Below are 14,610 nucleotides of genomic sequence, written 5' to 3' on the forward strand. Positions count from 1 at the left end.
ACTTTTTGATAGTTCTATTATATCAAAATTTTGGAATTTTGTATAGTAGAACTTTACATTTTTATTGACGAATATTGTTTGTTTCGATATAATATAAATAAGAAGTGAGGAGTGCCAGTTATGAAGTTTGAATTTAAGTCACTATTTGATTTACAATCTGCTTTTCCTGACGAACAGTCATGTATAGACCATTTAGAAGATATGATTTGGGGCGATGTGATTATCAGCCCTTTTGATGCTACTTCAAAAGTCTATAAATGCAAAGGGAACAAATACCGTTGCAAAAATACAGGGAAATACTTCAATGTCAAAACTGGTACTCTTTTTGATAATACTAAGATTGAACTGCGTAAATGGTTCATGGCGATTTGGCTTGTAACTTCTCACAAAAAAGGGATTTCTTCTGTGCAACTATCAAAAGATATTGGTGTTACTCAAAAAACAGCATGGTTTATGTTGGAGCGTATTCGCAAATGCTTTGGTACTGAAAACGGCAATAGTCTTGATGATGTCGTAGAAGTCGATGAAACCTATATTGGCGGTAAAAACAAGAACCGTCATAACTCTAAGAAAATCAAAAATGCTCAAGGGCGTTCATTGAAAGATAAATCTGCTGTAGTAGGTATGGTGCAACGTCAAGGTAAAGTCAATGCTCATCATGTGCCAGATACTAAAACAAAAACATTAACCGAGCAAATCGTTAAATATGTAAAAGAGACTGCTCAACTTTACACAGACGAATGGCTAGGTTATAATAAAGTGGCTAAGATGTATCAACATGATTTTGTAAATCACGGTGCTCGTGAATATGTTCAAGGTGATGTTTATACCAACACGATTGAAGGATTTTGGGCTGGTTTGAAACGTGGAGTATTAGGAATTTATCACTCATGGTCTAAGAAATATCTTCAAGACTATATAGATGAATTTGTTTTCCGTTATAACACTCGTGATTATTCGGATAGTCAGCGTTTTAATCTCTTACTTTCAAATGCCTGTGTCCGTACTAAATATAGGGAGCTGATTTATGGCTACTAATACACTAAATGATTTACATTTTGAATTGGAAAGGTCTATTTCTCGAAGAGTTGATAGTAAACTAATTGGGTATCAGGTTAGTCTTTCTGATAAATTTTATGACAAGTATACAAAATTCTGGAATAAGAAGTACAGTTTTGATTTTGTTACTAACCATCGTTCTTTTTACGCTCAACTAACAAAGACTTGTGTCTACGATGCGTTGAAAGAAAGCCTCAAAAAAGTAGATAGAAAAGCAATCGCTAAACACATGGCAGAGCTGGAAGCCTTGATTGATGTCGCAGAGAATAAAGAGGAGTTCCAAAACTTTTTTGAGAAAAAGTATCGTCTCAAATTCCCTGATTTGAATGACTGCGTTTATCCAAAGGAAAAAGAACTATCTGATTTTGATAAGAAACTTTGGATAGCCATGCACTATAACCCTAGAGAAAATAAGGGGGAACAGTAATGACAACTTGGTATGATTACATGGTAAGAGCCAGCGAACACGCTGGAAGTGATGGTGATTTATGGTTTCGCTATCTCTATAAGGTTATTCAAGATGATGGTACAAAGTTAACCACCGATGATGTTAAACAGTTGTTAAAAAATCCTACCCTGACACCTTTTCAAAAGACCACCCTTCAAGATGCCTTAACAGATGGTACACATACAAGGGAACACGTCTTACAAGCCAATCGTAAGAGCCAACCAAAAGATATTCTGAAGCTGTTTAGAGAGGGGAATTATGGATAAGAAAGTTTTATTTGAAGCTCTCAACACAGAATTATCCAAGGAAAATATAGACCTTGAAATCATTTGTGTTGGTGGTTTTGTCCTTGAGTATTATAATCTTCGAGGAACACAGGATGTCGATGCTTTTTATCAAGAAGATGCTAAAATCAGAAGTATTATTGCAAAAGTTGGTGATGATTTTGGTGTGAATGAACCTGATGAATTATGGCTGAACAACAATGTTGCAAATTTGAATAAAATACCGCCACGGTCTATTTGTGAGAAGGCATTTAACTATTCAAATCTAACGATTCTTGTACCACCACTATCTTACATTCTCGGAATGAAGCTAGAAAGTGGACGAGATAGGGATAGACAAGATGCTGGGGAAATTATTAAACTAGTGAAAATTCGTTCTATAAAAGAGGTTATCAATAAACTCAAAGAATACGGATTTCAACCTGATATTTCAATGGTTTTAGAAGTGTTTGAAATAGCCTATGGTATGGAATGGTTGGCAGAGTATATGACCGAACATCCAGAAGAATTTAGACATTATTAAAAGACGATTTCTGCTTGGAAGTCGCCTTTTTTAATATTATCGGAAATACTATATCTTGTGATTGGTGTAAACTGGTATATAGTTCCCATAATTTATTCATGGAAGAATCCTATAAAATTGGGGATAAGGCTGTTCTTATTACACCGGCACGTTTTTTAGCAAATACAGGAGCCACTCCTAAAAAATGGAATAAAAAAATGCTTGAAGATGAGCATTTGAAAATTTGCTACTATGAGTTAAAAAGTGGCAATGTATTTCCTGGAACCGATATTAAAGGTGGTGTTGTGATTACTTACCATGATAATGACAGCTTTTTTGAACCGATTGATACCTTTATTTCATCTCCGCTTTTAGATTTAGCCTATCGAATTGTGAAAAAATCTGGTTATTTGAATCAAACCTTGGATCAAATTATGTATGGCTCAGACAGTTATAAATTAACAGATGTCATGTTCGAAGAGAATCCAGAGTTACTCTCAAGAACAGATGAATCACATAGGAAATCAGTTTCAACAAATATTTTTTCACGTTATCCAGAAGTTTTTTTTGATATAGAACCACAAGATGGAACTACTTATTTACAAATTGTGGGTAGAGATGGAAATGAACGAGCAAAAAAATACATTAAATCGTCATATGTGAGAGAACATCCCAATTTAAAATACTGGAAAATATTGGTTCCTAAAGCAAATGGTAGCGGAGCTTTAGGAGAAGTGTTAAGTACACCCCTAATCGGGGAACCCCTAATCGGGTATTCCCAAACGTTTGTATCTATTGGTCAGTTTCAAACTAAAGAAGAGGCTGAGGCTTGTATGAAGTATATAAAAACAAAATTTGCTAGAGGGTTTTTAGGTATTTTAAAATTGACTCAAGACAACCCTCCTTCCTCTTGGAAAAAAGTCCCGTTGTTTGATTTTGCGTCAAGCTCAGTCATCGACTGGTCCCAGTCGGTGGCGGAGATTGACGCACAGCTATATACCTTGTTTAACTTCCCTCAAGAGGTTATTGATTTCTTTGAAACCAACATCAGACCAATGGACTAAGTTTTTGAATGTTGAAATTTTCGAAGAGAAGTGAGTAAGATATATAAAAGAGAAGTAGGTGATCTATGTCCGTTTTGATTAAAACTTCAGAAGAGATTTCTCCAAAAATCTACGCCTATACCACGCCCCATGTGACGACCAATGAGGGCTGGATCAAGATTGGCTATACCGAGCGTCAGGTGGAGCAGAGGATTAAGGAGCAGACCCACACGGCGGGGATTGAGCCGTCTATTTTGTGGCAGCAAGAGGCCAAGTATATTGAAGAACCAGACAAGGGCAAACCTTTTAAAGACCATGATTTTCACCAGTTTCTGAACTTCCATGCCATTGAACGCCGTCCCAAGACTGAGTGGTTCTATTTCAATGGTCATCCTGAAAAGGCAAGCCATTTGTTTGATCGGTTTGTCCGTCATGATGTTTCAGGTTACCAGCCTGGGGAGCAGGTGGACTACCAGCTCAGACAGGAGCAGGAAGAAGCAGTCCAGCAAACCTTGACCTATATCCAGACCAATCAGGACGCGCGTAAGAAAGAGTTTCTCTGGAATGCCAAGCCACGCTTTGGCAAGACCCTGGCCACCTATGACTTGGTCAAACGACTCAACTGTGACCGAGTCTTGATTGTGACCAACCGTCCAGCCATCGCCAATTCTTGGTTTGATGATTTTCATCAGTTTATCGCTGGCACGACCTCCTATAAGTTTGTTTCGGAGTCGGATTCCCTCAAGGGCAGACCAGCCCTATCACGAGAAGACTTCCATAAACTCCTTTTTACCGAGGAAGACGCTAAGGAAATCGCCTTTTTAAGCCTTCAAGATCTGAAAGGGTCCAAATACTTCGGCGGCGCGTATGATAAATTGCAGTGGGTAGCCAAGACCCAGTGGGATCTCTTGGTCATTGATGAGGCCCATGAAGGAGTGGATACGGAAAAAACAGATGTTGCCTTTCACCAAATCCAGCGCAACTTTACCCTCCACTTGTCAGGGACTCCCTTCAAGGCTCTAGCCAAGAGCAAGTTTTCGGAAAACCAGATATACAACTGGTCCTATGCAGATGAGCAAGCTGCCAAGCAAGATTGGCTCTCAAGCTCCGAGCAAGAAAATCCCTATGAAAACCTTCCCCAGCTCAACATGTTCACCTACCAGATGTCCAAGATGATCACGGACAGGGTTCGAGATGGTGCGGATTTTGGCAGTGAAACGGTTGATTTTGCCTTTGACTTGAATGAATTTTTTGCGACCAATGAATCAGGTAGCTTTATCCATGAGAGAGAAGTCAAAGAATGGCTGAACACCCTGACCTCTAATGAAAAATACCCATTTTCAACTAGGGAGCTCCGCCGGGAAATTAAGCACAGCCTTTGGCTATTAGACCGAGTGGCCTCTGCCAAGGCCTTGAAAGGCTTGTTGGAAGACCATCCAACCTTTGACCGGTATAAGATTGTGCTGGCTGCAGGTTCTGCCAGTCAGCGAGAAGCTGAGGATACAGAAGCAAATGGCAAGTCACTCGATATGGTCAGGAAGGCCATTGCTGAACATGACTATACCATCACCCTGTCTGTCGGTCAGTTGACGACTGGTGTGACCATTCCAGAGTGGACGGCAGTCTTGATGCTGAGCAATCTTCAATCTCCAGCCCTCTATATGCAGGCTGCCTTTCGTGCCCAAAACCCTTACAGTTGGGTGGAAGGAGACAAGGTTTACCGCAAAGAGCGGGCCTATGTCTTTGATTTTGCTCCTGAGCGAACCCTGTCACTCTTTAGTGACTTTGCCAACAATCTCAGTCTAGCCACAGCGGGTGGTGCAGGAACCAGTCAAACCAGAGAAGAAAATATCCGTAACCTGCTCAACTTCTTCCCTGTTATCGCAGAAGATAGGGAAGGCAAGATGGTGGAAATTGACGCCCAGGCAGTCATGACCATTCCAAGCCAGATACGAGCAGCAGAAGTCATCAAGCGTGGCTTTATGTCCAACTTCCTATTTGACAATATCGCAGGTATTTTCCGTGCTAGTCAGCTGGTCTTGGACATCTTGGATGAACTCCCTGTTGAGCAACAAGGGAAAATCAGTCATGCGCCGGATACACTTGAATTTCCAGATATCGAGGTGGATGAAGAAGGACAGGTTCAGGTGGCAGAAGACTTGGTCATCAACCGTCAAGAAGTCCTTTTGGGGACAAAAGTTTATGATTTGTTAGACACTGTGGAAGAGTTGGTTGACCAGGTAGAAACAGTTGACAAGACTTTTGTAAAAACTGTTCAGAAAGAAATATCCTCTACCTTGGTGGCAGACCTAACTGCTGGCTATGACTTGACCAATCGTGAAAGTAAACAAATTGAGAAGCAGATTCATACGGAGATTGAAACCCTCATCCAGCGTAGCGAAAAAGAATTTGATATTCAACAGGCTCATCTCGAAAATGAATACCAAGAAGCTTTGAAGGAAACGGTGGATAGTCAGCAACAAGAGGAACTAGAGCAGGCCTATCAAGCCAAGAAGATAGTAGCGCACCAAGCCCATCAAGCAGAGTTGCGACAACGGCTGGCAGAAAAAGTACAGGATTTGCCGCATGATCTGGTCAAACAGCAGGAAGTCAAGCAGCGAGAACGAACCAAGGCTCAGGCTGAGGACGAGATTCGCGGTCACTTACGTGGCTTTGCACGGACCATTCCAAGCTTCATCATGGCTTATGGGGATGAGAACCTAACTTTGGCAAACTTCGATAGCTACGTACCAGATGAGGTCTTCATCGAGGTAACGGGCATCAACCTCAACCAATTCCGTTATTTGCGTGATGGTGGACCTGAGTTTGCTGGCCATCTCTTTGACCAGCCGACCTTTGATCAGGCCATCCAAGAATTTTTACGGAAAAAAGCAGAGCTGGCAAACTATTTTGAAGATAGGACAGAAGACATCTTTGACTATATTCCACCTCAAAAGACCAACCAAATCTTCACTCCGAAGAAGGTGGTTCAGAAAATGGTGGATGAGTTGGAAAAGGAAAATCCTGGTATCTTCGATGACCCGTCCAAAACCTTTATTGACCTCTATATGAAGTCAGGGCTCTATATCACAGAGTTGGTCAAACGCCTCTATAATAGCCAAGGCTTACAAGCAGCCTTTCCAGAAGGGCATGAGCGGCTCAAGCATATCTTGGAAGAGCAAGTTTACGGCTTTGCGCCAACGGCTATTATTCATAAGATCGCTTTGGAGTTCATCTTTGGCACCCTACCTGACACCATCAGTCGGAAGAACTTCTTACAAGTGGATACTGTTCCTTATGCCAAGGAAGGCAGGATGCAGGAGTTGATCGATAAATCTTTTGGATAAACTGAATGAAAACTTGTCATTTTTGGCAAGTTTTTTTAGATAAGGTGCTATACTAAAACTAGGAATGAGGGGTGGATATGTTATGGCAAATTATGTTTATCAGCAGGTCATTTGTTCCAAAGATTTTTTTGAAACCTACTTTTTAGATTGCTACTCGATAGACGAAAAAAGGATTGATCCACCGTATATTAGTTTTAACAAATTGGTGGGTGTTAAAAACATTGGTGAGTATGGAGAACTTTTTGGTGAGTTTATCTATTATGGTTATGGATTCACGTATAAGATACGGTCAGATGGCTTGATGGTCCTAAAGTTTGCGACAAAACGTGATGTTCCTATCGCTGCGATTAGAGCGGCTATTCAACTGGACCATAGTCTGGAGTGGTATGCGGTTGAAGAAAATTGTATCTATGTTTCTCGTTTTTATTGGAATCATGGTGTCCAAGAAGAGATTTATTTACTAGATGATGATGACTTTGGAAGATGGGTAGAGGCTAGATATGAGTTTGAAGAAGCACTGGCCGACTCAGATCATATTGTCTGGTATTATTTATTGGAGAATAAGAATAATTGGCTCGACAGGGCTACCTTACTTGACCTACCGAGATATTATGAGGAGTGATTTGTGAGAGGAGAATATCATGTGGACAAAAAGAGTAGGCTACATTACCGAACCTGGGAAATTGGTTGATTATTTCTTATCTGTTGGACAGTTTCATGATTATTTGATTGGTTCTTTTTCCTATGATAGTCAGTCAGCTAGTCTACGTTTAACCATTGAGGAGGATTGTTTAGCAGAAAGTCCTTCTAATGCGCCAGCCTTGGTTTGGGATTTGGAATGCCAGGGAGTGACCGATTTTAGAATGCAAGACATGGAGGGACTTTCAAGGTGGTGGATTTATGAAGTTTTATATGATGGCACTACTTGTCAATTTCAGCTTGTAAATGGCTATTTTTCCTTCTCAGCAGAAAGTTTTAAGTTGGGAATTCCCCATAAACCGACTACAGAAGGGTGTCCAGCCATTACTCGTTTGCAGTATGATTATTTCTTGCAAGAATTTGAGGCAGGCATGATGCCCGGAGAGATCAATTTTTCTTTCGAAACAGATGAAGAGAAAGAGCTCTGTTCTTTTGGTTATTCCAAAGAAGCGGAGCAGCCATATTGGATAAGGGAAAACAAGCAAACGGATGAAAAAAGGTTTATAAGTTCTGCTTTATTATTTTCTTCTCCTCTGTTTGACGGGAAGTCCTTGAGAGAAAGATGGGATGAAGTGGTAATTTACAGTATAGCAGGTCAATCCCTAAATGATTGGTTGAGCTATGCCGACCATTCTGTTGAAACATTTGTTTCCGAACCAGAGGATGACTATAGTCTCTACATCAATGGTGTCGAGTTAGATGGTTTTATCAATGAGGAGGGGAAGCCTTGTCCAACTTGCGGTAGAAATACATGCTACTTAGAAGACTATGATGACTATTGTTGTCCATATTGCAATCTCTGGTTGACGGATGGATGGTGGTATGATGACGAGCTGGATTACTTTGAAAAACGACCTCTGGAGCCAGAACTCTTGTGGAAACCGAGTAAAATGTTGCGGTTTTGCCAGGTTCAATTTTTGAACGGTGGAAAGATTTATTCCTATTATTGTCCTGATCAAACGATAGAAAGGGGAGACTGGGTGGAAGTTTTTGTTGGCAAGCAAGCTATAAAAAAAGCTGTTCCAGTAGTGGCTATCATTACCGCTCCAGCAGACCGTCCTCCCTATCCTTTGGATAAAATAAAAACAGTACTAGGAAAATCAAGAGAGTGGTCGGAAATGATTGCGGAAAAATTGGAGAATTTACTAACTCACGGCCATATATGTGATTTATCGGAAGAAAAAATCCCAGCCGATTCATCGGTAGCTTACGACCTCTTGAAAACTCCAGTCGGCAATTTCTGGTTGGAATTAAATGGTCAGCCCATAAAAATGTCAGTTATAGCCCATTATCCAAATCTTGAGGATACGTACTTTGTGGAAGGAAGTTATCATCTGAAACCTTTTGAGCCGGTTTTTACTGATTTTAAGAGATTATCGATTTGTACAGATATTGACTTTAGAACTGCAAGATTGATTGATAACTTAGGCGGTGAACATCAATACGGGAACAATTGGCAAGTTGGCGATTATGATATTGGAATTGTCGCGCACCCATACTCATACGATGAAGAAGAAGTAGATGAAAACGATTTAGGAATTCCCTATTTTCGTGAATGGATAGAAGACTATCAGCATCTAACTTGCTTTTCGGTTGCTTGGAAATACTATACTTCCGATGAGGATTTATCCATCTGGTTCAATGTCTAACTGAATGGAGCACCCTCTGCAAGGGCTAGGCTTAGGTTGTAAATCTCTCTTCATTTCAATAATAAAAGTATTTTTCCATATCAATAAAGAAACCGCCAAATAGTTGGCGGTTTTCGGCTATTTAAAATACAAGAGTCTCAACCCATTCAAAATCACCAAAATGGTAGATCCTTCGTGTCCGACTACGCCGAGTGGCAGATTGATAGACTGGAAGAGATTGGAAATGATAAGAAGAGCAATGACAGATAGAGCAAAGATGATATTCTGCTTGATGATTCCCCGCATTTTCTTCGACAGGCGAATGGAGTAAGGAATCCGTGTCAGGTCTTCCATGAGCACGATGTCAGCTGACTCCATAGCGATGTCCGTTCCGCTTCCCATTGCATAGCTGACATTGGCTTGGGCAAGGGCAGGAGCATCGTTGATACCGTCACCCACCATACCGACAGACGCAAACTCGGTTTGCAGTTCTTGGATAACAGCAGCCTTGTCCGTAGGCAGGCAGTTGGCAATCACACGGTCAATACCGACCTGACTCGCCACATAACGAGCAGTCTTTTCTTGGTCGCCCGTCAGGAGAATTGGCGTCACTCCCATCTCTTTCAACTGTGCAATCAGCTGCTTACTCTCTGGCTTCAAACTGTCCTCCACCATGAAGATCGCCGCCAGCAGATCATTTTGGCTGACATAGACCAGGGTTTTTCCAGTGCTTTCCGCCTCATCGATCTGTGCCAGCAGGTCATCAGACAGCGGACGAACTAAGCTATCTACCACAAAGCCCGCCTTACCGATTTTCCAGCTATCGCCTTGATAGCCAGCCACCAAACCTTTACCAGTCACGTCTTCTAGGCTTTGGAGGGCAATAGCAGAGCTGTCAGCCGTATAGGTCATGAGAGCCTGGGCGATCGGATGGCTTGATTGTTTTTCAACTGCCTGAACAACCTGCTTGATAAGTTCTTCATCGCCAAGATAGGTCGCTCCAACAACTTCAGGCTTACCGATGGTGAGGGTGCCAGTCTTGTCAAAGACGATTGCTTCTAAACTGGCGATGTTATCCGCAATATCACCACCCTTAATAATCATTCCCTTACGTGCCGCACGGCTGATGGCAGAAAGTGTTGCCGGTGAAGAAGAAGCTACAAGAGCGCAAGGAGATGCTATGGTCAAGAGAATCATGCCACGGTAAAAAGCGTTCAACCATTCCCAACCCAAGAAAAAGTGAGCAAAGAGAATGAAGAGTGGCACCACCACCAAAACAATCTTGACATAGCTATCTTCCATATTTTCAATGAAGGTTGCTGTTTTTGATTTGGATTCTTGGGCATTTTCAACCATTTGAACGATTTTATCAAAGAGGGCGTCGCCTTTTTCAGCTGTAACTTGAACGGTAACAGTTGGACCTTGGTTGATAGTACCGCCGATAACAGCAGCACCAGCCACTTTTTCCGCAGGAAGCGGCTCGCCTGTAATCATGGATTCGTCAAAGATAGATTGCTCACTGATTAATCTTGCATCCAGCGGGACCGTATCACCCTTGCGAACTTGCAGGAGGTCACCGATGCGAATGTCGGCCGTATCCAAAACAGTGATGTCACCATTTTCCTCTATTTTACGAGCAGTAGGAGGGGTCATGTTCATCAAAGCTGCGATAGCATTCTTGCTTTTTTCCATAGCCAATTCTTCCAGAGTAGAAGAAAGGGAGAAGATGAAGATGAGCAGGGCTCCTTCCATCCAGTAGCCGATGATACCAGAGCCGATAGCCGCCAAAATCATAAGGAGGTCAACAGATAAGTGCTTGTCGAAAATTAGCTCAGTCAGGCCTTCCTTGGCTGATTGATAGCCTCCGATGACAAAGGCTAGGATGAAGAGTGCAGGAGCCAGCCCTTGATTGCCTACTTGGAGTAAGATGATACCGGATAGGATAAAGAGCAAGCAAAGGCTAGTTGTTAAGATGTGGATATTGTGTTTTAGATGGTTTACAAGAGTCATAGTAGCATCCTTATTTATAATTATTATCATTTAAGATAAATTAATTATAACAATTCTAAATAAAATGTCAAGTCTTTTTAGAACAATTCTAAATAATAGTTTTCAGATAATTCAAAGGAAAGAAAAAAGAGCGAATCAATTTCGCTCTGCTACTAGTTTTTTATTGTTTGGCATTCAGGACAGATGCCGTAAATGGATAAGACTTCTTTGGTAATCTTGTAACCTGTTTGTTCATGGGCTTCTCGTTTGAGGCTAGGGATTTCTACGTCCATAAAATCAGTGATTTTTCCGCATTTTTCACAGATAACATTGAGATGCTCATGGCCCATAAAGTCATAATATGTCGTAGTATCGTTGGACCGCTTGAGTTCGGTCACAAAACCTTCTTCCAACAGAACCTTGAGATTGTTGTAAACAGTAGCTAGACTCATGTTGGGATAGTTGGGCAGGAGGTCCTTGTAAATCATTTCGGCACTTGGGTGGTCATCGCTTTCGATGATGTAGGCTATGACAGCCTTGCGGGTCTCTGTGATGCGGATGCCTTTTTCCTTCAAATGTTGGATAACATGTTCAAAGGTTGTTTGGTTTTTTGCGTTGAGATGGGAATGTAGTTCCATGAATACCTCCTTTTCTTTTTGATAATAATTCTAATTTACTTATCCTCATTATAGACTTTTTATAAAGAACTGTCAATTTTGAGGAGGCTTCGCCTGTACTAGCACAGATGGAGTTTTCTTATCTTGTTGTCCTAGTATTCCTATGTTACAATCGTAGCATGACACGATATAAGGCAATAATTTCCTACGACGGATATGAGTTTTCTGGTTTTCAGCGTCAGCCTCATGCTCGGACGGTTCAGGAAGAAATCGAAAAAACGTTAGTAAGATTGAATAGTGGTCAGCCAGTAACCGTTCATGGTGCAGGGCGTACAGATGCTGGGGTTCATGCCTACGGTCAGGTCATTCATTTTGATTTGGCTGGCAGTCGAGATGTGGAGAAGCTCCGCTTTGCCCTCGATACCCAAACCCCAGAGGACATCGATGTGATCCAGGTGGAGCAGGTGACTGATGATTTTCACTGCCGCTGTGCCAAGCACAGCAAGACCTATGAATTTCTAGTGGATATTGGACGACCTAAAAATCCTATGATGCGTCACTATGCAACCTTTTATCCCTATGATTTGGATTTGGGGTTGATAGAAGAAGCGATTCAGGATTTGGTGGGTACGCATGATTTCACGGGCTTTACAGCTTCAGGGACTTCTGTGGAAAATAAGGTACGGACGATAACGTCAGCAACCATGGAATACGACCAGCGACGGCAGTTCTTGATTTTTACTTTTTCTGGCAATGGCTTTTTGTATAAGCAAGTTCGTAATATGGTTGGGACCCTCTTGAAAATTGGTAATGGTCGGATGCCGGTTGGGCAAATCAAGCGGATTTTGGCAGAAAAAAATCGAGATTTGGCGGGACCAACTGCGGCGGGAAATGGACTTTATTTAAAGGAGATTATTTATGAAGACTAAGTATATTCTAGCACTTTCAGGCAATGATATTTTCAGCGGGGGTGGGCTTCATGCAGATTTGACGACCTACACTGTCCATAAAATACATGGCTTTGTAGCTGTGACCTGCTTGACTGCGATGACGGAAAAAGGTTTTGAGGTCATTCCGACAGATACAGCGGTGTTTGCCCAGCAGCTGGCTAGTTTGAAGGATGTGCCCTTTTCAGCTATTAAGATCGGCTTGCTTCCGACGGTGGAAATAGCAGAGCAGGCTTTGGAGTTTATCAAGGCCCATCAGGATATTCCAGTGGTCTTGGATCCGGTCTTGGTCTGCAAGGAAACGCATGATACAGAGGTCAGCCAGCTGAGGGATGAACTCTTGAAATTCCTTCCCTATGTCAGCATCCTCACGCCAAATCTGGCAGAAGCTCAGCTATTGCTCCAAAAAGACATCCAAACGGAGGAAGAGATGGAGCAGGCGGCGGTGGCGCTTTATGACTTGGGTGCCAAGTCGGTGGTCATCAAGGGGGGCAATCGCTTGGGAGGTTCACAGGCTGTCGATGTGTACTATGACGGGAAGGAAGTGGTGGTGCTTAAGTCGCCCCTGCTTTCAGAAAACAATGTGGGGGCAGGCTGTACCTTTGCGTCCAGCATTGCCAGTCAGCTTTTGCTAGGTCAGGACTCTTTGGAGGCGGTCAAATTGTCCAAGGACTTTGTCCATGCAGCCATCTTAAAATCAGATCAATATGGGGTAATTCAGTATGAGAAATAAAAAGACGCAAGAACTAGTATTACTGGCCATTCTAACGGCTTTGACCTTGGTTCTAGCATTTATCCATGTACCAACTCCAAATGGCTTTACATCTTTACTGGATGTTGGAGTTTTCTTTACAGCCTTTTACTTGGGCAAGAAAGAAGGAGCCATTGTCGGCGGACTGTCAGGGCTTCTGATTGACTTCTTGCTGGGCTATCCCCAGTGGGCTTTCTTTAGTTTGCTTTTCCATGGAGCTCAGGGCTATTTTGCAGGATGGACGGGTAAGAAACGTTTGATTGGAGTTGTTCTTGCCAGTCTTTCCATGATTGGTGGCTATTTTGTGGCATCTAGTTTCATGTATAATGTAGCTGACGCTGTTACTAGTCTGATGAGTAATACTCTGCAAAACACAGTTGGTTTGGTACTAGGTTATATCTTGGCTCAGGCAATAGAAAGAATTGGTGCAGTAAATCATGTCATTAAAGGAAATTAAGGAAGAGACCAAGCAAGTTGTCGAAGAGGTTTTAGAACTCAGCAATCTGCAAAAGGGTCAGATTTTTGTCCTAGGTCTGTCTTCTAGTGAAGTCATTGGTGGGCATATCGGCAAAAATTCCAGTCTGGAAGTTGGTGAAGCCGTTGTCGAAACTATTCTGGATATTTTGACTCCCAAGGGCATTTACCTAGCTGTCCAAGGCTGTGAGCACCTCAATCGTGCCTTGGCAGTGGAGCGGGAATTGGCTATCCAGAAAGATTTGGAAATGGTCAATGTCCTACCCACCCTTCATGCAGGTGGCTCTGGGCAGTTGGCAGCCTTCAAGTATATGAAGGATCCAGTCGAAGTGGAATTTATCACCGCTCAGGCTGGTGTGGACATCGGCGATACGGCTATCGGTATGCACATCAAGCATGTTCAAGTGCCAATTAGACCGAGCTTGCGTGAAATCGGCCAGGCCCATGTTACAGCTCTTGCCAGCCGTCCCAAACTGATCGGCGGAGCCCGTGCGGCTTATCTGGAGGATCAGATACGGAAGCAATAATGTGATGGAGAACGAGAAGAAGCTTTCTCGTTTTTTCTATGCAAATCAGAAGGAGTTTGCTATAATTAAGATATGAAAGATTAAGTGTAGCTCCGTATGTCAAATGGAGCAAGAACAATTTTGTTGGTATAGTCGTTCAGTTTATTTTTTATTACTTTGACGCAAGAGGAAACTCCGTTTCCTTATTTCCAACTTCAAACACTCCACTGGATTGTTTGAACTCGCTTTGCCGTACTCTGTAGGGGTGACTTGTTTCTCAAGTGCTATTTCCAACCTTATACAGTCATTAGACTGT

At 42.2% G+C, this 14,610-nt stretch carries 14 protein-coding genes; 12 read left to right on the plus strand and 2 right to left on the minus strand.

Features of this window, described 5'->3' with window-relative positions; genetic code table 11:
* The first annotated feature begins 120 nt into the window (after positions 1-120).
* The 8 genes from AC4CS8_RS01025 (at position 121) to AC4CS8_RS01060 (ending at position 9,031) form a co-directional block, all read left to right on the plus strand.
* Positions 121-1,038 carry an IS1595 family transposase gene (locus tag AC4CS8_RS01025; protein ID WP_172066363.1) on the plus strand — a complete coding sequence of 306 codons (918 nt, stop codon included), beginning with the start codon at positions 121-123 and terminating at the stop codon, positions 1,036-1,038.
* Positions 1,028-1,486: a hypothetical protein gene (locus tag AC4CS8_RS01030; RefSeq protein WP_172066362.1), complete on the plus strand. Its 459-nt coding sequence runs from the start codon at positions 1,028-1,030 to the stop codon at positions 1,484-1,486. Before AC4CS8_RS01025 ends, AC4CS8_RS01030 begins: the two co-directional genes overlap by 11 nt.
* Complete coding sequence (locus tag AC4CS8_RS01035) at positions 1,486-1,773, plus strand: hypothetical protein (RefSeq protein WP_024385310.1); 288 nt, start codon at positions 1,486-1,488, stop codon at positions 1,771-1,773. The genes AC4CS8_RS01030 and AC4CS8_RS01035 overlap by 1 nt, the downstream gene beginning before the upstream one ends.
* A complete protein-coding gene (locus AC4CS8_RS01040; RefSeq protein WP_172066361.1) occupies positions 1,766-2,314 on the plus strand; it encodes a DUF6036 family nucleotidyltransferase in 549 nt (182 codons plus the stop codon). Before AC4CS8_RS01035 ends, AC4CS8_RS01040 begins: the two co-directional genes overlap by 8 nt.
* A 98-nt stretch (positions 2,315-2,412) precedes the next feature.
* Complete coding sequence (locus tag AC4CS8_RS01045; protein WP_493893141.1) at positions 2,413-3,357, plus strand: class I SAM-dependent methyltransferase; 945 nt, start codon at positions 2,413-2,415, stop codon at positions 3,355-3,357.
* 65 nt (positions 3,358-3,422) lie between these two features.
* Positions 3,423-6,683: a DEAD/DEAH box helicase family protein gene (locus tag AC4CS8_RS01050; protein WP_493893142.1), complete on the plus strand. Its 3,261-nt coding sequence runs from the start codon at positions 3,423-3,425 to the stop codon at positions 6,681-6,683.
* 82 nt (positions 6,684-6,765) lie between these two features.
* Complete coding sequence (locus AC4CS8_RS01055) at positions 6,766-7,305, plus strand: hypothetical protein (protein ID WP_493893143.1); 540 nt, start codon at positions 6,766-6,768, stop codon at positions 7,303-7,305.
* A gap of 19 nt (positions 7,306-7,324) precedes the next feature.
* The gene (locus AC4CS8_RS01060) at positions 7,325-9,031 is read left to right on the plus strand and encodes a hypothetical protein (protein WP_493893144.1); all 1,707 of its coding nucleotides are present in this window, start codon (positions 7,325-7,327) and stop codon (positions 9,029-9,031) included.
* 117 nt (positions 9,032-9,148) lie between these two features.
* Here AC4CS8_RS01060 and AC4CS8_RS01065 read toward each other — a convergent pair whose 3' ends face one another.
* Both AC4CS8_RS01065 and perR read right to left on the minus strand, forming a co-directional pair.
* Positions 9,149-11,020: a heavy metal translocating P-type ATPase gene (locus AC4CS8_RS01065; RefSeq protein WP_493893145.1), complete on the minus strand. Its 1,872-nt coding sequence runs from the start codon at positions 11,018-11,020 to the stop codon at positions 9,149-9,151.
* A 152-nt stretch (positions 11,021-11,172) separates the two neighbouring features.
* Positions 11,173-11,637: a peroxide-responsive transcriptional repressor PerR gene (gene perR, locus AC4CS8_RS01070; protein WP_493893146.1), complete on the minus strand. Its 465-nt coding sequence runs from the start codon at positions 11,635-11,637 to the stop codon at positions 11,173-11,175.
* A gap of 158 nt (positions 11,638-11,795) precedes the next feature.
* On the opposite strand from perR, the gene truA reads away from it, so the two are divergent.
* Genes truA through AC4CS8_RS01090 form a run of 4 tightly spaced genes read left to right on the plus strand, consistent with a single transcriptional unit; the run spans position 11,796 to position 14,315 of the window.
* Positions 11,796-12,545: a tRNA pseudouridine(38-40) synthase TruA gene (gene truA / locus AC4CS8_RS01075; protein WP_493893147.1), complete on the plus strand. Its 750-nt coding sequence runs from the start codon at positions 11,796-11,798 to the stop codon at positions 12,543-12,545.
* Positions 12,535-13,296 (plus strand): bifunctional hydroxymethylpyrimidine kinase/phosphomethylpyrimidine kinase, encoded by a 762-nt coding sequence (locus AC4CS8_RS01080; protein WP_493893148.1) that lies wholly within the window; start codon positions 12,535-12,537, stop codon positions 13,294-13,296. Before truA ends, AC4CS8_RS01080 begins: the two co-directional genes overlap by 11 nt.
* Positions 13,286-13,771, plus strand: coding sequence for an ECF transporter S component (locus AC4CS8_RS01085; RefSeq protein ID WP_205028688.1), 486 nt, complete (start codon positions 13,286-13,288; stop codon positions 13,769-13,771). Before AC4CS8_RS01080 ends, AC4CS8_RS01085 begins: the two co-directional genes overlap by 11 nt.
* Entirely contained in the window at positions 13,752-14,315 is a 564-nt protein-coding gene (locus tag AC4CS8_RS01090; RefSeq protein WP_493893149.1) for a TIGR01440 family protein, read from the plus strand. Before AC4CS8_RS01085 ends, AC4CS8_RS01090 begins: the two co-directional genes overlap by 20 nt.
* Positions 14,316-14,610: the final 295 nt, after the last annotated feature.

The organism is Streptococcus sp. NSSLK0004, assembly GCF_059039125.1.

What these genes read in the sequence shown, in the direction of transcription:
- AC4CS8_RS01025 (WP_172066363.1), top strand. Translation starts at nt 121, where the DNA reads ATGAAGTTTGAATTTAAGTCACTATTTGATTTACAATCTGCTTTTCCT.
- AC4CS8_RS01030 (WP_172066362.1), top strand. Translation starts at nt 1,028, where the DNA reads ATGGCTACTAATACACTAAATGATTTACATTTTGAATTGGAAAGGTCT.
- AC4CS8_RS01035 (WP_024385310.1), top strand. Translation starts at nt 1,486, where the DNA reads ATGACAACTTGGTATGATTACATGGTAAGAGCCAGCGAACACGCTGGA.
- AC4CS8_RS01040 (WP_172066361.1), top strand. Translation starts at nt 1,766, where the DNA reads ATGGATAAGAAAGTTTTATTTGAAGCTCTCAACACAGAATTATCCAAG.
- AC4CS8_RS01045 (WP_493893141.1), top strand. Translation starts at nt 2,413, where the DNA reads ATGGAAGAATCCTATAAAATTGGGGATAAGGCTGTTCTTATTACACCG.
- AC4CS8_RS01050 (WP_493893142.1), top strand. Translation starts at nt 3,423, where the DNA reads ATGTCCGTTTTGATTAAAACTTCAGAAGAGATTTCTCCAAAAATCTAC.
- AC4CS8_RS01055 (WP_493893143.1), top strand. Translation starts at nt 6,766, where the DNA reads ATGGCAAATTATGTTTATCAGCAGGTCATTTGTTCCAAAGATTTTTTT.
- AC4CS8_RS01060 (WP_493893144.1), top strand. Translation starts at nt 7,325, where the DNA reads ATGTGGACAAAAAGAGTAGGCTACATTACCGAACCTGGGAAATTGGTT.
- AC4CS8_RS01065 (WP_493893145.1), bottom strand. Translation starts at nt 11,020, where the DNA reads ATGACTCTTGTAAACCATCTAAAACACAATATCCACATCTTAACAACT.
- perR (WP_493893146.1), bottom strand. Translation starts at nt 11,637, where the DNA reads ATGGAACTACATTCCCATCTCAACGCAAAAAACCAAACAACCTTTGAA.
- truA (WP_493893147.1), top strand. Translation starts at nt 11,796, where the DNA reads ATGACACGATATAAGGCAATAATTTCCTACGACGGATATGAGTTTTCT.
- AC4CS8_RS01080 (WP_493893148.1), top strand. Translation starts at nt 12,535, where the DNA reads ATGAAGACTAAGTATATTCTAGCACTTTCAGGCAATGATATTTTCAGC.
- AC4CS8_RS01085 (WP_205028688.1), top strand. Translation starts at nt 13,286, where the DNA reads ATGAGAAATAAAAAGACGCAAGAACTAGTATTACTGGCCATTCTAACG.
- AC4CS8_RS01090 (WP_493893149.1), top strand. Translation starts at nt 13,752, where the DNA reads ATGTCATTAAAGGAAATTAAGGAAGAGACCAAGCAAGTTGTCGAAGAG.